At 62.9% G+C, this 18,214-nt stretch carries 20 protein-coding genes; 11 read left to right on the top strand and 9 right to left on the bottom strand.

Annotation, left to right across the window (positions count from 1 at the left end; translation table 11 throughout):
- Positions 1 to 44: 44 nt before the first annotated feature.
- The 3 genes from cydX to P0D70_RS20205 all read left to right on the top strand — a co-directional run bounded on the left by cydX (position 45) and on the right by P0D70_RS20205 (position 1,371).
- Positions 45 to 170: a cytochrome bd-I oxidase subunit CydX gene (gene cydX, locus P0D70_RS20215; RefSeq protein WP_091800412.1), complete on the top strand. Its 126-nt coding sequence runs from the start codon at positions 45 to 47 to the stop codon at positions 168 to 170.
- A gap of 182 nt (positions 171 to 352) precedes the next feature.
- Complete coding sequence (locus P0D70_RS20210; protein WP_408185783.1) at positions 353 to 829, top strand: magnesium transporter CorA family protein; 477 nt, start codon at positions 353 to 355, stop codon at positions 827 to 829.
- Positions 730 to 1,371, top strand: coding sequence for a CorA family divalent cation transporter (locus tag P0D70_RS20205; RefSeq protein ID WP_408185788.1), 642 nt, complete (start codon positions 730 to 732; stop codon positions 1,369 to 1,371). Before P0D70_RS20210 ends, P0D70_RS20205 begins: the two co-directional genes overlap by 100 nt.
- Before the next feature lie 228 nt (positions 1,372 to 1,599).
- Here the strand turns inward: P0D70_RS20205 and P0D70_RS20200 are convergent, their stop codons facing one another.
- The 4 genes from P0D70_RS20200 to P0D70_RS20185 all read right to left on the bottom strand — a co-directional run bounded on the left by P0D70_RS20200 (position 1,600) and on the right by P0D70_RS20185 (position 4,280).
- Positions 1,600 to 2,169 (bottom strand): hypothetical protein, encoded by a 570-nt coding sequence (locus P0D70_RS20200; protein ID WP_408185782.1) that lies wholly within the window; start codon positions 2,167 to 2,169, stop codon positions 1,600 to 1,602.
- A gap of 136 nt (positions 2,170 to 2,305) precedes the next feature.
- Positions 2,306 to 2,803 (bottom strand): TPM domain-containing protein, encoded by a 498-nt coding sequence (locus P0D70_RS20195; RefSeq protein WP_091793592.1) that lies wholly within the window; start codon positions 2,801 to 2,803, stop codon positions 2,306 to 2,308.
- Positions 2,804 to 2,805: 2 nt separating this feature from the next.
- Positions 2,806 to 3,663, bottom strand: a complete 858-nt coding sequence (locus P0D70_RS20190) for a TPM domain-containing protein (RefSeq protein ID WP_408185781.1) — start codon at positions 3,661 to 3,663, stop codon at positions 2,806 to 2,808.
- On the bottom strand, positions 3,660 to 4,280 hold the full coding sequence (locus tag P0D70_RS20185) for a LemA family protein (RefSeq protein ID WP_408185780.1): 621 nt from the start codon (positions 4,278 to 4,280) through the stop codon (positions 3,660 to 3,662). Before P0D70_RS20185 ends, P0D70_RS20190 begins: the two co-directional genes overlap by 4 nt.
- Before the next feature lie 41 nt (positions 4,281 to 4,321).
- Here P0D70_RS20185 and P0D70_RS20180 point away from each other — a divergent pair, with 41 nt between their 5' ends.
- Together P0D70_RS20180 and phaZ are read left to right on the top strand one after the other, a co-directional pair.
- A complete protein-coding gene (locus P0D70_RS20180) occupies positions 4,322 to 4,594 on the top strand; it encodes a hypothetical protein (protein ID WP_143048301.1) in 273 nt (90 codons plus the stop codon).
- Positions 4,595 to 4,623: 29 nt separating this feature from the next.
- Positions 4,624 to 5,850 (top strand): polyhydroxyalkanoate depolymerase, encoded by a 1,227-nt coding sequence (phaZ, locus tag P0D70_RS20175; protein ID WP_408185779.1) that lies wholly within the window; start codon positions 4,624 to 4,626, stop codon positions 5,848 to 5,850.
- Between the two features lie 91 nt (positions 5,851 to 5,941).
- Here phaZ and ftsH read toward each other — a convergent pair whose 3' ends face one another.
- The 3 genes from ftsH to P0D70_RS20160 form a co-directional block, all read right to left on the bottom strand.
- A complete protein-coding gene (ftsH, locus tag P0D70_RS20170; protein WP_408185778.1) occupies positions 5,942 to 7,915 on the bottom strand; it encodes an ATP-dependent zinc metalloprotease FtsH in 1,974 nt (657 codons plus the stop codon).
- A gap of 49 nt (positions 7,916 to 7,964) precedes the next feature.
- Entirely contained in the window at positions 7,965 to 8,477 is a 513-nt protein-coding gene (locus tag P0D70_RS20165) for a BCAM0308 family protein (protein WP_408185777.1), read from the bottom strand.
- Positions 8,478 to 8,600: 123 nt separating this feature from the next.
- Positions 8,601 to 9,251 carry a BON domain-containing protein gene (locus P0D70_RS20160; RefSeq protein ID WP_408185776.1) on the bottom strand — a complete coding sequence of 217 codons (651 nt, stop codon included), beginning with the start codon at positions 9,249 to 9,251 and terminating at the stop codon, positions 8,601 to 8,603.
- Between the two features lie 394 nt (positions 9,252 to 9,645).
- On the opposite strand from P0D70_RS20160, the gene P0D70_RS20155 reads away from it, so the two are divergent.
- The 4 genes from P0D70_RS20155 to P0D70_RS20140 all read left to right on the top strand — a co-directional run bounded on the left by P0D70_RS20155 (position 9,646) and on the right by P0D70_RS20140 (position 14,420).
- Positions 9,646 to 10,119: a hypothetical protein gene (locus P0D70_RS20155; protein WP_408185775.1), complete on the top strand. Its 474-nt coding sequence runs from the start codon at positions 9,646 to 9,648 to the stop codon at positions 10,117 to 10,119.
- A 133-nt stretch (positions 10,120 to 10,252) separates the two neighbouring features.
- A complete protein-coding gene (gene ppsA / locus P0D70_RS20150; protein ID WP_408185774.1) occupies positions 10,253 to 12,679 on the top strand; it encodes a phosphoenolpyruvate synthase in 2,427 nt (808 codons plus the stop codon).
- Positions 12,680 to 12,716: 37 nt separating this feature from the next.
- Entirely contained in the window at positions 12,717 to 13,649 is a 933-nt protein-coding gene (locus P0D70_RS20145; protein WP_408185773.1) for a 1-phosphofructokinase family hexose kinase, read from the top strand.
- A 96-nt stretch (positions 13,650 to 13,745) separates the two neighbouring features.
- The gene (locus tag P0D70_RS20140) at positions 13,746 to 14,420 is read left to right on the top strand and encodes a phosphoribosyltransferase (protein WP_408185772.1); all 675 of its coding nucleotides are present in this window, start codon (positions 13,746 to 13,748) and stop codon (positions 14,418 to 14,420) included.
- 11 nt (positions 14,421 to 14,431) lie between these two features.
- Here P0D70_RS20140 and P0D70_RS20135 read toward each other — a convergent pair whose 3' ends face one another.
- A complete protein-coding gene (locus tag P0D70_RS20135) occupies positions 14,432 to 15,442 on the bottom strand; it encodes an acetyltransferase (protein WP_408185771.1) in 1,011 nt (336 codons plus the stop codon).
- A 413-nt stretch (positions 15,443 to 15,855) separates the two neighbouring features.
- On the opposite strand from P0D70_RS20135, the gene P0D70_RS20130 reads away from it, so the two are divergent.
- Together P0D70_RS20130 and P0D70_RS20125 are read left to right on the top strand one after the other, a co-directional pair.
- On the top strand, positions 15,856 to 16,437 hold the full coding sequence (locus tag P0D70_RS20130) for a lipocalin family protein (RefSeq protein ID WP_408185770.1): 582 nt from the start codon (positions 15,856 to 15,858) through the stop codon (positions 16,435 to 16,437).
- Between the two features lie 34 nt (positions 16,438 to 16,471).
- A complete protein-coding gene (locus P0D70_RS20125) occupies positions 16,472 to 17,479 on the top strand; it encodes an LOG family protein (RefSeq protein ID WP_408185769.1) in 1,008 nt (335 codons plus the stop codon).
- A 24-nt stretch (positions 17,480 to 17,503) separates the two neighbouring features.
- Here the strand turns inward: P0D70_RS20125 and P0D70_RS20120 are convergent, their stop codons facing one another.
- The gene (locus tag P0D70_RS20120; protein WP_091793560.1) at positions 17,504 to 18,154 is read right to left on the bottom strand and encodes a BON domain-containing protein; all 651 of its coding nucleotides are present in this window, start codon (positions 18,152 to 18,154) and stop codon (positions 17,504 to 17,506) included.
- Positions 18,155 to 18,214 lie beyond the last annotated feature (60 nt).

The following is an 18,214-nucleotide window of genomic DNA, read 5'->3' as shown; positions in this document are numbered from 1 at the left end:
GAATCTTGCTTCAATCACTGGACCTGAACAACCGGGAGCACACAATGTGGTATTTCAGCTGGATTCTTGGTATTGGCGTGGCGCTTTCGTTCGGCATAGTCAACGCGCTCTGGCTTGAGTCACGCCAACCGGTTCAGGAAGCGAAGCGCCCTGAACAGAGAAGGACCTGAGCAGAGAGGTCTTGAGTCGGCACGGCGTTCAAGGCGACGTGCGCTCGCGCGGCTTGACTGAGATAACCGCGAGACTGACGCGCTCACCGTCCTGACTAAAAAACGGATGATCCGATAAGGATAGGTGCACGCTCAAGATCGTCGACGCGCAACCGCTCATGCCGGGCAGGAAGGAGCATCGAATGAGCACCGCCACGCCGCTAGCGCAGACAACAGACGCATTCCCTCTGGAGCGCGGCTATCTGTTTTCAGCCGACGGCGTGGGCCGCAAGATAGACGCAGACTCGGCGACCCGGTGGTTAGCCAATCGCAACGACAACAGCGGCGAATTCATCTGGCTGCACTTTCATGATATTCCCGCCGTGCTGGAGAGTTTGCCGTTGCAACACAGCGTGGCCATGCCCGAGGCTTTCGCCGAAGCCCTCAGGGAAGGCTCCCGTTCAACCCGTATGACGCACGTACACGACGACGTCATTGCCGTACTCAACGACGTCGAATACGACTTCGGAAGGCAAAAGCCTCTCCAGGTGGCAACGTTATGGCTCAATGTCAGCGATCGCTGCCTGCTCAGCGCGCACGCTCGGCCGCTGCGTTCGGTCAATCAATTGAGACTGGCTGTCGAAGCGGGCAACCCTTTCGCAGCCCGCTGTCGCTCCTGATCAACCTGCTGGAAGAGCAGGCCGATGTGCTGATCGGGATTGTGCGGTTGGCGGCGAGATCGGCCGATAAGGTGGATGAAACGCTGCTCGCCGGTAAATTGCCGAAGCGTTCGGGCCTCGGCATCATTCGCCGCGATCTGGTCAGCCTGCGCCGCCTGTTGGCGCCGGAGCCCGCCGCGCTCTTTCGCCTCGTCAACCGGCCGCCCAAATGGGCACGTGACGAAGACATGCAGTCACTGCGGCAATCCGCCGAGGAGTTCTCGCTAAGATTGCGCGACATGAGCAGCCTCGAGGAGCGCATCAAGTTGCTGGAAGCGGAGATTGCCGACCGCGTTGCCGAGCATACCAACAGGAGCGTGTTGATCCTGACCGCCGTCACCGTGATCGCGTTGCCGATCAACCTGATCTCCGGTTTGCTCGGGATGAACGTGGGTGGCCTTCCCTTCAAATACGACACGCACGGATTCTGGATCATCGCCACGATCGCGGTGCTGTTCACCAGCCTCGCAGCGTGGCTGATATTCCGCCCAAGGCGCGATTGATGTTAGATGCCTCGTCATCGCGCATGGCCTCGCCCAACACCAAGCGGGCTCGCAAACCAACGGGAGCAGCCCCTCTTGCGCGGAAGCGCAAAAAAAAGCCCGGACGAACCGGGCTCAACACGCTACTCCTTGGGGGTCCCCACCCCCAATACGAACCTTATCGCGGGCCCGCCCGATCATCTTTGTGCTGAATCAAGGCACGCGCTGAACATCATTTGATCAGACCAGTCACACTCCCGACTTCCAGGGCCACGACGGGTACAAGCGCTCGTCGTTTTCCACGCTCTCACGCGAAGCCGATGACGGGTCGCCACTTTCCCGTTCGACATCGCCGGCCCCCGGCCGCGCCATCTGCGCGTCGCGAGCCAGAGGCTCCGGCTGTTCCGCATCACTGCTCGTGGCCTCGTCGGCTGCCTCGCTCGCTTCCATCGCTTCCTGACCCGAGCCAAACCACGCGACCGCCTCGCGCAGTGTCGCGGCATAGTCCTGCCAGCCTTGCGCGTTGCCGGCAAACAGCGCGTGCCGCACCGTACGCGCGAGCTGCTCGCGATCCAGTTCCAATTCAAGCAACGCTTTCGGCCACGAAACAAAACCAGCGGCGACATGCTCGATGAAATCCCGTGAGTTCATCGAGGGCGATACGTGCGTGAGCAACGGTAAGCCCTTGAGCGAATCATTCGCGGCCACCGCCTCGTTCACGGTTTGCCTGTCGGCGCCACAAGCCATGAGACGATTGACCGTCTCCAGCACGTCGCCCAGATGAAGCAGCAATGCACGCCGCTCGTACGCATCTTTCACGTTTTCAACTCCCTGCACACAACATCTCTTCGAACCCCGCGCATGTCGGCCCGGTGTGCAAACGAAACAGTCCGAATCACACCGCTGGCCACTCGCTCGAGGAACCCTTGTCTGCCCTGCGCAAACGGGCGCATGGTCAAAGAATAGCCGGCTTACTCGGCAGTTCCTCGAACGTCCCGGTTTCCGCGGGGAAATGCTTCTTCAGCAACTCCGTTACCTGCGCGACGCCACTCAGCACGCCAGCCTCGTAGTTACCCCGTCTGAATTCCGCCTCCATTCGCTGGCAGATGGCTTCCCACTCGCCCGGCTTGACCCTCGCATGCACGCCACGGTCGGCAACGATCTCCACATCATGGTCGGCGAGCAGCAGATAGATCAGTATCCCATTGTTGTGCTCCGTATCCCAGACTCGCAATTGGGAAAACACGTCGATCGCACGTTCTCTCGCCGACATGCCCTCCCATAGCGCCGCGATGTGGAGCGTACCTTCGACCGCAAACCGGATCTGCCCCATGTGCGCGCGATGGCTGTCGCGGACGGCTTTCTCGATGGCGCGCAGCACGGGGACCGGAAAGGCCCGGTTCACATGCCAGCGAGTCAGGAACAAATGTCTGACGATGCGTTCGAGGTTCATGGCTACCACCTGCCCGACGCGCCACCGCCGCCAAATCCGCCGCCACCGCCCCGGAAGATCGTGCGGCCCGAATCGCCGCCGAACCTGCCGGGCTGCCCGCCGATCACGCGAGCGCCGGCGACCGCGCCGAGACCGCTGCCGAGCAGCGTAAACGCGAGCGCAATCACCCCCGCGACGGCGGCGATGAACAGCGCGCCCGACAACATCCAGGCCACGAGCGCAACCGCGCCCCCGGTCACGACGGCGCCGGGCAGCCGCCCCAGCAAGACGCGCAACACACCGCCCGCGACGAGCGTCAGCACGAAAAGAACCGGCAGATAATGTGCAAGCTGCACCGGGCCGCTTGCGCGCTGGTCCGGCGGCGGCAGCGGCTCGCCATCGACCACACGCATGATGCTGTCGACGCCGGCGGCGACGCCGCCGTAGTAATCGCCCTGTTTGAACCGCGGAACGATCGTCTCGTTGATGATGCGACTGCTCGTCGCGTCGGTGAGCGCGCCTTCGAGGCCATAGCCGACTTCGATGCGAAGCGTCCGGTCCTCCTTCGCGATGATCAGCAGCACGCCATCATCGATATTCTTGCGGCCCGGCTTCCATTGCTCGACAACGCGAAGCGAATATTGCTCGATGGTTTCCGGCGCGGTGGTCGGCACCATGAGCACCGAGATCTGGCTGCCCTTTTTCGCCTCGAACGCCTGCAAGGTCTGTTCGAGCGATGCGCGTTGAGCGTCGGCGAGCGTGCCCGTCACGTCCGTCACATGCGTGGTCAGGGCCGGAATCGGCGCTTGCGCGCCGGCGCCAGACGACAAAAATGCTGAGAGCACAAATAGCCATGTGCCGGCGACTTTGAGGAGGTTCAATTGGCTGCTCCGCTTGCCGGCGTGGGCGCCGTAGTGAAATCGACCTGCGGCGGCCGAGCGATCTCCGCTTCGTTCGTGACCGAAAAATTGGGCTTTTCCTTGTAGCCGAACACACTGGCCGTCAGATTGGAAGGGAACGACCGAACCGTCGTGTTGTAGTCCTGCACTGCCTTGATGTATCGGTTTCGGGCCACCGCAATGCGGTTTTCGGTGCCTTCGAGTTGTGCCTGCAGGTCGCGAAAGTTCGCGTCAGACTTCAGCTGCGGATACGCCTCGGATACGACGAGCAGCCTCGAGAGCGAACTCGATAGTTGCGCCTGAGCCGACTCGAAACGGGCGAACGCCTGAGGGTCGTTCAGCAGTTCGGGTGTAGCCTGCACGGATCCGACACGCGCGCGAGCCTCGGTAACGCCGATCAGCACGGACCGCTCCTGGCCAGCAAAACCCTTTACCGTATTCACGAGGTTCGGCACCAGGTCGGCGCGGCGCTGGTATTGGTTGACCACCTCCGACCAGTCTGCCTTTACCTGCTCGTCCTGCCTCTGAATGGCGTTGTAACCGCATCCGGAAACCGCCATGACCATGACAGCCAGCAAACCAAGACATAGGATGCGCATTGAGCCTTCTCCCTGTTTTAATGACCCCGTGGACTGGGCTGATGAATGCAGGCATCGGCGCACGCTACCCGGCGCAAACTCGTGTATCCCTGCAGACCTACAGTATTCGCTGTGAACCTGGCTTCGTTGATCACGGTCAAGCCCATGAGAACTGGCCGGCGCAACGTTATCCTCGGCTATGCAGAGAATTCTCCGGATCGCTCTCCGGGGCAGGTATGAAATCGTGCGAGACCGCGAACAGGCAAGAACAGCACACGAATAACGCCCGCGTGGCTTCGCAGGCGCGGCAAACGATCGGCGCCGGTATCGACTGACGGGTCCAATAGAACCTTGAGGAGGCAGCATGTGGTACGCATGGCTGGAAACACAGCGCAACCTGATGCGCATGCTTGGCGCGTGGAGTCTGCCTGCCGGCGACGGCAGCATGCAAGCGCCCGAGACGCGAGCCGCCGCGATGGGTTACGACTGGCTCTACCGCCTGATTCAGCCGCCGGCGGAAGCGCCCCGTTTCGACATCCCGACAGTACGCATCGGCGGACGGGACGTTGCGGTCGTCGAGCAGGTGATCGAGCGCACGCCGTTTTGCGCGCTGCGCAAGTTCAGCCGCGCGCCCGACGTCGGGGCGTTCCTGCCGGAGCCGGGCAGCGACGCGCCCGCGGTATTTCTCTGTGCACCGCTCGCGGGCCACCACGCGGTGATGTTGCGCGAAGCCGTTGAAACGCTGCTGCAGGACGGTGACGTGTACGTCACCGACTGGGCGAACGCGCGCGACGTGCCGTTGGACGCCGGGTCATTCGGACTCGACGACTACGTCCTCGTCATCCAGCAGTTCTTGCGCGCGACGGGAAGCACAGCGCTGCACATCGTCGCCGTTTGTCAGGCAACGAGCCCCGCGCTAGCGGCCGCCGCGCTGTCGGCAAGCGCCGGCGAGCTGCCCGCGCGCAGCATCACGCTCATGGGCGGTCCGATCGACGCGCGTATCGCTCCAACGCAGATCGGCAAGTTTGCTGGAACCCATTCGCTCGACTGGTTTCGCAACACGGCGATCGACACGGTCCCGCCGCCCCACCCCGGCGCCGGCCGGCGCGTCTATCCCGGGTTCGTCCAGCATGCGGCGTTCGTCGCCGCCAACCCCGACCGGCAATGGGCGCTCGAATCGGGCTACTGGGCCGCCCAGTGTTCGGGCGATGAGCGGGCGACCGCGAGTGCTTTGCGGCGCCTGAACGAATATGCGGCTGTCCTCGACATGACCGAGGACTACTTTCTCGATTCGATCCGTGTGTCTTTTCAGGAATACTCGCTGGCTCGCGGGACCTGGCAGATCGGCACGCAACCGGTGCGGCCTCAGGATATCGTTTCGACGGCGCTCTGCACGGTCGAAGGCGCACGCGACGACATTACCGGAGCCGGCCAGACACATGCGGCACAGACGCTTTGCAGCGGTATTGCGCCGGCCATGCGGCAAATGCTGACCGTTGAGAATTGCGACCACTACGACCTGTTCACCGGGCCGAAATGGCACGATGTCATTTACCCTGCGCTGACCGCGTTCTGGCGCTCCATCGATTAGCGCGTCGGCTCCGGTTCGTTCTATCGCCGGGTGCTACCGTGCCGTTCAGGCGCGGGCAGTCCGGCGCGTGGATCGCTAACCGCTATCCGGGTCAACCGTGTTGCTCGACTGGAGACGGACTGCCTGTCATGTGCGCCTCGGGCGCCGCACGGCCAGAAGCGTCCTGCGCGACACCTGGCATCTCCGCCTCTGGCGTGCCTGGTTGCCGCCCTGCGGCCGGCGCCGCGTCGCCAGCCATCACCTGCAGCAAGGTGGCCTGATCGAGCACTTCGCACTCCAGGAGCCGCCTCGCGATGCGGTCCAACTGCTCGCGGCGCTCAGCGAGCGTGCGCGTGACACGTTCATGCGCCTCGGCGAGTGTGCGCCGAACCTCGTCGTCGACCAGCTTCGCCGTGCTCTCGCTGAAGCGCTCGCCGCGCCCGCCCGCCGACGGATAACCCAAGCCGGGATCGCTGCTGTCGAACGTGAAAAGCCCCAACGGTTCGCTCATTCCATAGCGGGTCACCATATGCCGCACCAACGCCGTGGCCCGATCCAGATCGTTCTCGGCGCCAGTCGAGACGTCGCCGAAGACGATCTCCTCCGCCACTCGGCCGCCGAGATACGCGTCGAGCCGGTCCAGCAGTTCGCTTTTGCGCAGCACGTAGCGGTCTTCGGTCGGCACCTGCTGCGTATAGCCGAGCGCCGCGACGCCACGCGGAATGATCGATACCTTCTTGACGGGGTCGCAATGCGGCCGGCTCAGCGCGACCAGCGCGTGTCCCGCTTCGTGGTAGGCAATAGTGATCTTTTCCTGTTCGTTCATCACGCGGCTTCGGCGTTCCATGCCCGTCATCGCACGGTCGATCGCTTCGTCGAAGTCCGCCATGCCTACCGCCGGCTTGTCGAGTTCGGCAGCATGCAAGGCCGCCTCGTTGACCACGTTGGCGAGATCGGCTCCGGCGAAACCGGGCGTGCGTGATGCAATCTCGGCCAGATCGACGTCGGCGGCCAAGGTCACTTTCTTCACGTGGACCTGCAGAATCTGGTGGCGTCCGTTGAGGTCCGGGCGGTCGATCGCGATGTGCCGGTCGAAGCGTCCAGGACGCAGCAACGCCGGATCGAGAATCTCCGGGCGATTGGTCGCCGCCAGAATGATCACGCCGGAATTCGGCTGAAATCCGTCCATCTCGACCAACAGTTGATTCAGCGTTTGCTCGCGTTCGTCGTTGCCGGACGTGACCCCGGCGCCGCGCACTTTGCCCAGCGCATCCAGTTCGTCGATAAAGACGATGCACGGCGCCTTCTTTTGCGCCTGTTCGAACAGGTCGCGCACGCGCGCCGCCCCAACGCCCACGAACATCTCGACGAACGCCGACCCGCTAATCGAAAAGAACGGCACGCCCGCCTCTCCCGCCACGGCTTTCGCGAGCAAGGTCTTGCCGGTACCCGGCGCACCGACGATCAGCACACCCTTCGGAATCTTGCCGCCGAGGCGGCGATAGCGCTCGGCGTTACGCAGAAATTCGACGATCTGTTTCAGTTCGGCTTTCGCTTCGTCAATGCCGGCGATGTCGTCGAACGTAACGTCGGTATCCTGCGCGACGTAGATTCTGGGCTTGCTTTTGCCGATCCCGCTGAAATCGCGCAAACCACCGCCACCGCGCCGCATGAAAACACTCCAGACGGCCGCAAACATCAGGACCGGAAAGATCCAGCCCAGCAATGCCGCCAAGCCCATCTTGTCGGCCACACCGGTATAGCGGACGCCCGAGCCGGCCAGATCCTCGATCAGATGCTCGTCGCTCACCCGCACGGTCGAAAAGCGCCACGGCTCGCCGTTGGCGGCGATTCCGCTTGCGGCGGAGGCCGGCAACAGCGCAGCCGCGCCGGGCATCCGGACGCTGCCGGTGATCTGCTCCGTGCCGATTTCCAGATTGTCGAGTTGCCGGGCGACCAGCAGCCGGTGAAAGTCGCTGTACGCAATCGGTTCGATCGGCTGCCGGTACAGGAAGATCTGCGCCAGCAGCAGGAGTACGACGCCGACCGGTATCAGGAAGCCAGTGAAATTGGATTTTTCATTCATCGCCGTTTGCGTCGATCGTCGGTCAGTTGGGGAAAACCGGCCGCGCCTGTCACTTCACCGATGAACGGGCCCAATGGGCACGCAGTAGCCCTTCGTTGTCCCGGTAGCTGATCTCCAGCGTTCCCTGATGCGCATGCAACATGGCCGCGCCGAGCCGGCGAACCAGATGCGGCCCCGTCGTCTGCACGACGATATGCTCCGGGTTTTGCTGGATATCCATGATCCGTTCGAGCGGATGTTCCTTGCTCTCGCCATCTGCCTGGTGATGAAGCAGCGCCAGGACCTCGTCCGCGCGGCTCAGCAAATAGTCACCGTCGAACGTGATTTCTCCAGCCGGCGCCTGCTCGTGGATCCGCTTGCACGCCGGGCATTGCAACTGATGCATCTGCTCGGCCGACATGCGCCACGTCCAGCGGCCGTCGTCATAGATCGCGCCGCAGTCGGGGCAACGCGATGCGCCGGCACTCCGTCCGCGCGGCCGGTAACTGTCGTAGATATGGGCCTGAGGCTGTTTGTCGCGGCGCATCTGTTTGCGCTTCAATCGTGCTTGTATCGCGGTCATTTCGGAACCCCTCGTCATAGAAGTCGCAGTAGTTGCGAACAGGGTAGGAAGGCGCGTAGCGCCCACAGTGTTTCAGATCAAGCGCACAGACGTTCCGGCGCGCGCATGCTGCGCCGATGCCATTCATGCGACGACCAGTTGGTCGACCACCCACCGGACGCCCTTGGTGCCCCAGGCGACGCCGCAGGCCACCCGCTTGTCGAGCAGCGAGTCGACCACGCCGGTCAAGCGGACGACGCCATCGTGCACGTCGACCGAAATACCGCCCGACTCATGCCGCGAACGCCGTTGCAATGCATCGGCCACCTGTTTGCTGACGTCGGCGGCGACCGGATCGATTCGTACCTCGATCTGATTGGCCACGCCTACGACCCCTCGCATCCGGCTCACGAGTACTTCGGCCATCTGACGCTGGAAGCCGTAATCCACCTCGCCGGTCAGCGTGACGCAACCGTGTTCCACCAACACCTGGATCGCGTCTTCGGGAAGTCCTTCCTGCCATCGCAACGCCGAGACGATCGCGTCAGCCAGATCCTCGTCCGTGTGCTTCAGCGGGGACGGCGCGCGAACCACCAGGTCGAGCACCACCGCACGACTGCCGGCTACCCGCTGCACGGCTTTCTGCACGGCGAGTTTCTGGGCGCAACTGTTCACGGAACCTTCGAGCGTGACGATGCGGTTGAGCACCGTGGCGGTGATGGTTCTGGCATCGAGCGCAGGATCCCAAAGCAACTCCTGATCCACGTCATGCTTGAGTTCCAGATCTGATTTCATCGATATCTCCTGCCGCTATGCGCCCTTCGCCGCGCGCGATGCGCGCCGTGAATGCGAAAGAATCCGGGACCGGATGCGTGAACCATAGTCCTGCGCCGGCGACTCCCGATTGACTCAAGTCAAGCACGCCCGGACCACGTCACGCTCATGCGCCGCGTCGCGCCGTTCTGGTTCGGCAGTGACTTCGGGGTTGATGCACATCAACGGCGTCCAAGGTCGCGCGCATATGCTGAAAGAGTCACGGTGAAGCGATGCAGACCATTCGGTTCGGTGCGCGGCTCGGTGCGCGGTTCGGTGCGCGGCGAGATCCGCGCCTGCATCACGTCGTGAACACCCGACGCTGTTGAGACCGGCATGGAACGACGACGTCCCCATGCCCATAGGAGGAGACAACATGAACTGGCTGGCCGAATATTTCGCTCAGCGGACTAGCCCGCTGACGCTCGCCCTCTGGGCCTATCCGCCCCTCCTTGTCGGGCCTGAAGGGCCTGTTGCGCCGCCGGCTTACGCTTTGTGCTATCCCGGCGTCCAACTGACTTTCACACCGCCAGAGACCGTCACACACGGAAAGTTTCGCTTCGAGCTACCCGCGCACTACGACACGGCGGAGCCGTTGAGCGCCGCGACACCCGACGCACTGCTCGATGAGCCATCGCTCAAGTTCTTCAAGAACGTTTCGATCTACGCGCCTTCCCGGTTCAACCCCGACTTTCTGGTCACGGTCAACGACGTCTATTCATTCGTGCCGGCGTTTTCATCCGATGGCAGTCCTGGCTTCTCCGGCTCCTGCACCGGCCCGTTCGATGAGCCGACCCACGCTTCCCGTTTGAAGCTTCCCTGGATTTTCCAGGGTTTCCTGACGATTTGACGCCCGGCCAGGGCCGACAAGCCCGGCCCATCTCGCCGGCCGCGGCCGACGTTCGCGCCTGGCTCGCGCCTGGTTCACGGTTGGTTCACGTCTGCCGGCATATCGGTATCTGGCCGCCGCAAAGGAGTAGCACATGGACGATCAGCACGTTGTCTGGTTCGAGGAACTGCGGCGCACCGATGTGCCTCGCGTCGGCGGAAAGAATGCTTCGCTCGGTGAAATGGTGGCCAATCTCGGGGCGCGCGGCATTAAAGTGCCACCAGGCTTTGCCGTGACAGCCGACGCGTACCGGCACTTCATCGAAGCGAATGGCCTGACGAACATGCTGTCGTCCGTGCTTGCGGAACTGGCTGACGGCAAGATCCCTTTGGCCGAAGCCGGGCAGACTATCCGCCGGGCCATCCTGCGCGGTGAATGGCCCGATGACACGGCTCAAGCCATCCGCCGCGGCTACGCGGAACTGAACCGCCGCGCCGGATCGACCGAGATGGACGTGGCCGTGCGTTCGAGCGCGACCGCCGAGGATTTGCCGGACGCCAGCTTCGCCGGACAGCAGGAAACGTTTCTGAACGTGAGGGGCGAGCGCGCGTTGCTGGAAGCCTGCAGGCGCTGCTATGCATCGCTCTTCACGGACCGCGCGATCAGCTATCGGCAGGCGAAAGGATTCGACCACCTGAAGGTTGCTCTCTCGGTCGGCGTACAACGCATGGTGCGCTCCGACCAGGGTGGAGCTGGCGTGATGTTCTCCATCGACACGGAAACCGGATTCGAGAAGATTGTCCTGATCAACGCGGCCTGGGGCCTCGGCGAAAATGTCGTGCAAGGCACGGTCGATCCCGACGAGTATGAAGTGTTCAAACCGCTTCTGTCCGACCCTAAACTGTCGCCCATCATTGAAAAGAAACGCGGCGGCAAGGGCCTCAAGATGATCTACACGAACGAGAGCGAGCGGCCCACCAAAAACGTGCCGACCTCGAAGGCGGAGCGCGCGGCGTTCGTACTGAACGACGAGGAAATTCTCACCCTGGCGCGCTGGGCGTGCACGATCGAAAAGCATTACGGCCAGCCGATGGATATCGAATGGGCCAAAGACGGCAGTACCGACGAAATCTTCATCGTTCAGGCCCGGCCGGAAACTGTCGAGTCGCGCAGGGAGGCCAGCGCCGTCAAGACTTATCACGTCAGAAAGGCGGGCCGCAAGCTCGTATCCGGCGTGAGCATCGGCGAAGCCGTGGCAGCCGGAGCGGTTTGCGTGATCGACAGTCCGCGCGAGGCGGACCGCTTCGTCGACGGATCGATTCTCGTCACACGAACGACGGACCCCGACTGGGTGCCTCTCATGAGACGTGCTGCCGCGATCGTCACCGATTTCGGCGGGCGTACCTCGCACGCCGCGATCGTGAGCCGGGAACTCGGTCTTCCGGCTATCGTCGGTGCGAGCAATGCGACCCATGTGCTGCACGATGAGCAGAACGTCACCGTTTCATGCGCCGAAGGCCGCGAAGGATTCGTGTACGAAGGCACCGCCGACTATGAGGTCGAGGAAATCAATTTCGACAACATCCCCGCAACGCGCACGAGGATCATGCTGAACCTCGCCAATCCGGCTGCGGCGTTCCGCTGGTGGCGAATCCCCGCCGACGGCGTCGGGTTGGCGCGCATGGAATTCGTGGTCAGCAACCATATCAAGATTCATCCAATGGCCCTTGTCCGCTACGACACGTTAAAAGACGAGGACGCAAAAAAGACCATCGCCGAACTGACCGCCGGCTATGAACCCCGAACCGAGTATTTCGTGGACCGGCTCGCGCGGGGTCTGGGCCGGATTGCCGCCGTTCAATACCCGCATCCCGTGATTGTTCGTATGAGTGACTTCAAAACGAACGAGTACGCCAACCTGATCGGCGGCTCCGAGTTCGAGCCGAAGGAAGAAAACCCGATGCTGGGTTTCCGCGGCGCGTCGCGCTACTACTCGGCGCGCTACCGCGAAGGTTTTGCGCTGGAGTGCCAGGCTATTCGCCGCCTGCGCAACGAAATGGGCTTTGACAACGTGGTTGTCATGATTCCGTTCTGCCGCTCGACGAAAGAAGCCGACCGCGTGCTCGAAGTCATGGCGGAAAACGGGCTGAAACGCGGGGAAGCAGATCTCCAGGTGTATGTGATGTGCGAGATACCGTCCAACGTGATTCTGGCCAAGGCTTTCGCGCAACGCTTCGATGGCTTCTCCATAGGCAGCAACGATCTGACGCAGTTGACCCTGGGCGTGGACCGGGACTCCGTCGAACTCGCCGAACTGTTCGACGAACAGGATGACGCCGTCAGATGGATGATCGAGCGTGTCGTGGCCGAAGCGCACAAGGCGGGCGTGCATATCGGTCTGTGCGGCCAGGCGCCGAGCGACCATCCTGAGTTCGCCGGGTTTCTCGTCGAATGCGGCATTGATTCGATGTCGGTGAGCCCCGATAGCTTCATCGCGGTCAAGCAACGCGTTGCCGCCGCCGAGCAGGCCGCGTTGGCGGCATCGGAAGCATCGGCGGTACCGGTGATTTCGGCGGCCTAGCCGCTCGCTGCGCCGAATCGAAGGAGACTGGCCAACCATGCCGGACATCGTGACGATCACACTCAACCCCGCCGTCGATGTCGCGACATCGATCGAACGGGTGGTCGATACTCGCAAGCTGAGATGCAGCGCCGCGCGGCGTGATCCGGGCGGCGGCGGGATCAACGTCGCCCGCGTCATCCAGCGTCTTGGCGGAGACTGCTCGGCCTTCTATCTCGCGGGCGGCGCAACCGGCGAGATGCTAAGACGTCTGCTGGACGCCGAAGCGTTCACCGGCGTGTGCATCGAGATCGCCGGGGAAACGCGCGAGAATTTCTCCGTTCACGAGCAATCCACCGGTCTGGAATACCGCTTCGTGTTGCCGGGGCCGACGCTCGCCGCGCTCGAATGGCAGCGCTGCATCAACGAGGTCCGCGCACTGAGCGCGCCGCCCCGCTATCTGGTGCTGAGCGGCAGCCTGCCTCCCGGTGCGCCGGACGACATTTACGCGCGCTTCGCGAACCTCGCGTCGGCACAGGACACGCGGGTCGTGCTCGACACGTCGGGCCCGGCACTGACCGCGGCGCTCGACGCAGGCGTCTGGCTCGTCAAGCCGAGTCTGAACGAGTTGCGGGATCTCACGGGCCGGCCACTACGCGAAGAACCTGATTGGATCGACGCCGCGCAGGAGATCGTGCGCGCCGGTCGCGCCCGGATCGTCGCGCTGACACTCGGAGAGCGAGGCGCGTTGGTGGTCACCGCCGAGCGGTGCTTGCGGGCGGCGGGACTGCCGATGAAAGTGACCAGTTCAATCGGCGCCGGTGACAGCTTTGTCGGCGCGCTGATCTGGGCGCTGAATCGAAATGCGGATATCGATGAAGCGTTTCGCTATGGGATGGCTGCGGCATCGGCGACTTTGCTCGGTGCGGGCACGACGCTCTGTGAGCGCGGGGAAATCGAGCGGCTCTATCGCGAGATATCGATCAGGTGAGCGACGAGTGCCGCAGTATCGCGCATTCGGAGGGAGACGGGACATGACAATCTATCCTCGCAAGATGGGCCGATTGTGGATCGAAGCGGTGATGCCATGATCTGGAACCGGATAGAGACAGAGCCTCCGTTCCGCGATCGCGCCGACGCAGGGCGCCTGCTCGCGCGGCAATTGGGCGACTACGCAGGGCGCGCCGATGTAATCGTACTGGCGTTGCCGCGTGGCGGCGTGCCGGTCGGCTACGAGGTCGCGCGTGCGCTGGGCGTCCCGCTCGACGTGCTGATCGTGCGCAAGCTGGGTGTGCCGCAAGATCCGGAAATGGCCATGGGCGCGATAGCCTCGGGCGGCGCGCTTTATCTCGACGAGCAGACGATCCGGATGGCAGGCGTCAGCCAGTCGGAAGTCGTCACCGTACTCAACGATGAACGCCGCGAGCTGGCACGGCGAGAAGCGCTCTATCGCGGACAGGATCCACCGCTAAATCTCGAGGGCCGCACAGTGATCATCGTCGACGACGGCGTCGCTACCGGCTCATCGGTACGTGTCGCCATTGCGGCGTTGCGCAGCGGCAAGCCGGCTCGAATCGTGGTTGCCGTACCGGTCGCGCCGGAAAGCACGGCCAGGCGGCTCGCCGCCCTCGCCGATGAGTTCGTCTGTCTGCACCGCGCGCGTCATTTCGGCGGCGTCGGCCAGTTCTATCAGGAGTTCGAGCAGACCAACGACGCTGAAGTACGCGCGCTCCTCGCCCGTCCATCTCAGGACACGCAGTAGTGCACGCGGCGTCACTTCGTGGCTGGCCCCGCAGCCTGAGCGGAAAGTGTCTGAGCCTGAGACGCATCAGCGAACGCTCGTTCAAACGCGACCGTAAATTCCCTCAGCCGATCATGCGGAAGCCGGCCGATACCCGCCGCAGCCTCGCGCCCTCCTCCGCCTGTGAACTGCCTGCACAGTTCGACGGCACCATAAGGATTCGCCAGCGGCGCGCGCACGCTGACGACGTATTCCCCCTGAACGCTCTGGCTCAGCACGGCGTGAGCACGATCAGGAGAACTCGTCGCCAGAAAATTGCCGAAAGCGCCGCGCACTCGTTGTGCCCACGGTTCATTGGGCAGCACATAGATGGTTCCGCCCGCTAAAGCGGTATCGGGCGGCAAACTCAGCGCCAGTGCCATGTCCCGGCGTAGCGATTCACAGAGCGTCCGCGCGATCGGCTCGTTCGCCAGAAAGTCGAATGGATCGGCATACGGGCGCAAAATTTCGTAAAGCATGACAGGCGGGATCAGCAAATCCGCCTCACTCTCTCCGTAGGCGTTGTAGTTGATCGACTCGCCCAGTTCACGCAACTGGTCGAGTTGCGCGGGCTCGAGCGTACAACTCGCGGCAAGCGTGCGCGCCGCGTGCAGGAGGTTGTCGCCGTAAGCGCCCACGATAGCCCACAGCCGCTGTCGCCCGCCCACATGGCGATCCACGAGCAGGCTCGTACACGTGTCGGGCGCGGTGTCGATGTGCGCCTTCAGGTTGGGATGCTCAGGAATGGCTCCGCAAAAGTGATGATCGAAGTACTCGACTTCGGCGCCGTGTCGAAGCAATTCGAGCAACGCGGCCCGATTGGAGTCCAACGAGATGTCCAGCACGGTCACGGATATGCCGGACCTGGCTGGAACGCGGGCGAGCAGTTCCACGTTGCGCTTGACACCGGTGATCAGCAAAGACTTCAACGGCTTCGTCAATCGCAATTGATGCAGCGCGCAGATTCCGTCGGCGTCACCATTGAACACATCGAAATGTTTCATGCCTTGTCACCGTACGAGGATGGAGCGTCGTCAAAAAGCAGATCCGCGCGCTCAGTGAATGTGCCCCGATGTCCGCATTGTGGCCCGCATGGCGCTCTCCTGGGGCGTATTACCGTCACTTTCGCGGGGCCCGTCGCAGCCTTGACACACGTCAATCTGCCATGAGCCGCGAACCTTATGCTCGATCAATAGAGAAACCAATCGGGGTCCGGAGGCGATATGTTGAGAAGCACAATACTCGTTGGCCTTTTAATGCTGCCGGGCGCGTTCCTCGGCCTCGCCTGTATTCATCCGCGCCTTCGCCGCGAGATCGTGAACTTCAGCGGCCTGTCCAGTTCATTGACGAAGGCCGGGCGCTCGTGTGCGGGGATTCGGGCAAGGTTGCTTCATCGCTAACCCATCGGATAAACCCTATGCACAAGTCAATGGCGTGCATCGCCTCGCTTGCCATGCTCCTTGCGGGGTGCGCGCATGATCCGGCGGTCCCGCCGCACGCGCAAGCATCCCAGTCCGCCTGCGTGGCAGGACCGCCAATCGATCTGCAGCGGTACATGGGCCGCTGGTACGTGATCGCGGACACCCCGTTTCTCAGCGAATCCGATTATGTCGGCAGTTACGACGAGTGGACCTTGCGCGACGACGGAAGCATCGACGACAAGTACCTCGGCCGGCGTCACGGTTTCGATCAGCCGCCGACGGGAAGCCAGTTCGTCGCGAAGGTGATGCCCGGAACCGGCAACACGAAATGGCGAGTGGGACTGATCTGGCCGTTCGAAGTGGTGGTTGTCACCGCGTATGTGGACCCCGACTATCGCTACACGATTCGCTGCATGGCCGACGGCAACATGGTGTGGGTACTCGCACGCGCGCCGGCGATGGACGATGCCACCTACGCCGGCATGCTCGCCCGGCTAGCCGCGATGGGCTTCAACACCGACAGGCTACGGCGGGTTGCGCAAAGCGCCGGGCAAATCGGTCAACCGGGCTTTCAATAAACGTTTTGCGGTAACGAAGCGGGCGGGAGCGCGCATGACAAGCATCCATAAAAACGAGGCAACGCGTGTCGGCACGGTGGTCGAGCATCGTGCGGACCCCGCGTGCGCGCAGTGTCAGGACGCGCCCGCCGTGGCCGAATCCGTGCGAAGAGCGCGGCGGCTCCACGCGGACGCCCCTTTCGAACGTTCGGCGCGCGTGCGCCATATGATCGAAAGCCCAACCTACCTGGAAGCGGACGAAGACCTCGCCTTTCTGCGGCGCCCGGAAATGTGCGGCATCCGTCTGCAACTCGACTACTGGAAGACTGAAGAGACGTTGCAGCGCCATGCGATACAGCACACGATCGTGGTGTACGGCAGCACACGGATCATCGCGCCGGCCGCCGCCCGCCGCCGGGTCGAGGAAGCGCGGCGGACGCTCGAAAGCCGGCCCGGCGACCCCGAGAGCGAGAGCGCCTTGCAAGTCGCGAAGCAACTGCTCAAGCGCAGTCGCTACTACGGGATCGCGCGCGAATTCGGCCGTATTGTCGGCAGCGCGCGGTGCACGGGAGCGCTGTCGTCGCTCGCCGTCGTCACCGGCGGCGGACCCGGCATCATGGAAGCAGCGAATCGAGGTGCGTACGAACTCAAGGCGCCGAGCATCGGCTTGAATATCGCGTTGCCGCGTGAGCAGGAACCCAATCCCTACCTCACACCTGAACTCTGCTTCAAGCTTCACTATTTCGCCATTCGCAAGCTCCATCTGCTGGAACGCGCGCAAGCCGCCGTGTTTTTTCCGGGCGGCTTTGGAACCTGTGACGAGTTGTTCGAAGTGTTGACCCTGCTGCAAACGAACAAGATCCGGCGGCTGCCCGTCGTGCTGGTCGGCGAATCGTTCTGGCGCCGCGCGATCAATTTCGAGTTTCTGATCAGCGAAGGCATGATCGCGCCACAGGACGCCGCACTATTCATTTTCTGCGAGACGGCGGCGGATATCTGGTCCGCCATCGTCCGTTGGCATGAAGCACACGCCGCGCTCGACAACCGGTCACGACAACCATGAGCGCGGCGGCAGCGGTCTGCTTCGTCAACCGACCACCAGACGGTCGACAACGGCCGTCACACCCGGCGTCGAGCGCGCCGCGCCCGTCACGATGGAGCGTTCGACGCCCGAACTGAGACGCCCCGACAAGGTTACCTTGCCGTCGTCGACTTCGACGCCCACATGCTTCAACTCGCGATCGGTATGCCGTTGAATGGCTTTGCGGATGCTGTACTCAATGTCGAGCGGAGAAGCCGAACCGCGGATCCTGATCTCATTCGTCACGCCCGTCACACCACGCATATGGACGACATTTTTCTCGGCAATGTGGCTGCGGTAACCGTCCTCGACTTCGCCACTCAATGTCACCCAGCCTTTCTCCACCTTGATCCTGATCGCATGCTCTTCGAGGCCGGCGATCCAGTCCAGGGCCGCGCGCACGCTCAAGGCGATGTCCTCGTCGGTACGCCGCTCGGATTCGCGCAGTTTCACGTCGATACCGACAACCACCGCGACGACACCGGCGATTCGCATCGCGCATTTTTCGGCCGCGACTTTCGCCGCATAGTTTGGAACGTGTCCCGTGATCGTGACCACGCGGTCGACCACGGCAACACCTATCCCGTTTGCGTCGACGGCTGGACTGCTCATCAGTTCGTCCTCGACTTCCTGCTTCAATTGACTGTCCGACTTCATGGAATTTCTCCTCCGGCATGACCTGGCAGCGCGATTGCGCGCGGCTGCGAACTGATTCGA

Origin of the sequence: Paraburkholderia sp. RL17-381-BIF-C (assembly GCF_046026435.1) — a bacterium.
Classification (GTDB): domain Bacteria; phylum Pseudomonadota; class Gammaproteobacteria; order Burkholderiales; family Burkholderiaceae; genus Paraburkholderia.
The sequence above is the reverse complement of the archived record's forward strand: the minus strand, read 5'-3'. Positions and strand labels throughout refer to the sequence as shown.

Bases quoted from the DNA above. Each gene is read 5' to 3' on its own strand.
- P0D70_RS20185 (WP_408185780.1), bottom strand. From the start codon at position 4,280: ATGCGCATCCTATGTCTTGGTTTGCTGGCTGTCATGGTCATGGCGGTT.
- ftsH (WP_408185778.1), bottom strand. From the start codon at position 7,915: ATGAATGAAAAATCCAATTTCACTGGCTTCCTGATACCGGTCGGCGTC.
- P0D70_RS20130 (WP_408185770.1), top strand. From the start codon at position 15,856: ATGCACAAGTCAATGGCGTGCATCGCCTCGCTTGCCATGCTCCTTGCG.
- ppsA (WP_408185774.1), top strand. From the start codon at position 10,253: ATGGACGATCAGCACGTTGTCTGGTTCGAGGAACTGCGGCGCACCGAT.
- P0D70_RS20125 (WP_408185769.1), top strand. From the start codon at position 16,472: ATGACAAGCATCCATAAAAACGAGGCAACGCGTGTCGGCACGGTGGTC.
- P0D70_RS20195 (WP_091793592.1), bottom strand. From the start codon at position 2,803: ATGAACCTCGAACGCATCGTCAGACATTTGTTCCTGACTCGCTGGCAT.
- P0D70_RS20160 (WP_408185776.1), bottom strand. From the start codon at position 9,251: ATGAAATCAGATCTGGAACTCAAGCATGACGTGGATCAGGAGTTGCTT.
- P0D70_RS20135 (WP_408185771.1), bottom strand. From the start codon at position 15,442: ATGAAACATTTCGATGTGTTCAATGGTGACGCCGACGGAATCTGCGCG.
- P0D70_RS20155 (WP_408185775.1), top strand. From the start codon at position 9,646: ATGAACTGGCTGGCCGAATATTTCGCTCAGCGGACTAGCCCGCTGACG.
- P0D70_RS20145 (WP_408185773.1), top strand. From the start codon at position 12,717: ATGCCGGACATCGTGACGATCACACTCAACCCCGCCGTCGATGTCGCG.
- phaZ (WP_408185779.1), top strand. From the start codon at position 4,624: ATGTGGTACGCATGGCTGGAAACACAGCGCAACCTGATGCGCATGCTT.
- P0D70_RS20180 (WP_143048301.1), top strand. From the start codon at position 4,322: ATGAATGCAGGCATCGGCGCACGCTACCCGGCGCAAACTCGTGTATCC.
- P0D70_RS20140 (WP_408185772.1), top strand. From the start codon at position 13,746: ATGATCTGGAACCGGATAGAGACAGAGCCTCCGTTCCGCGATCGCGCC.
- P0D70_RS20210 (WP_408185783.1), top strand. From the start codon at position 353: ATGAGCACCGCCACGCCGCTAGCGCAGACAACAGACGCATTCCCTCTG.
- cydX (WP_091800412.1), top strand. From the start codon at position 45: ATGTGGTATTTCAGCTGGATTCTTGGTATTGGCGTGGCGCTTTCGTTC.
- P0D70_RS20120 (WP_091793560.1), bottom strand. From the start codon at position 18,154: ATGAAGTCGGACAGTCAATTGAAGCAGGAAGTCGAGGACGAACTGATG.
- P0D70_RS20165 (WP_408185777.1), bottom strand. From the start codon at position 8,477: ATGACCGCGATACAAGCACGATTGAAGCGCAAACAGATGCGCCGCGAC.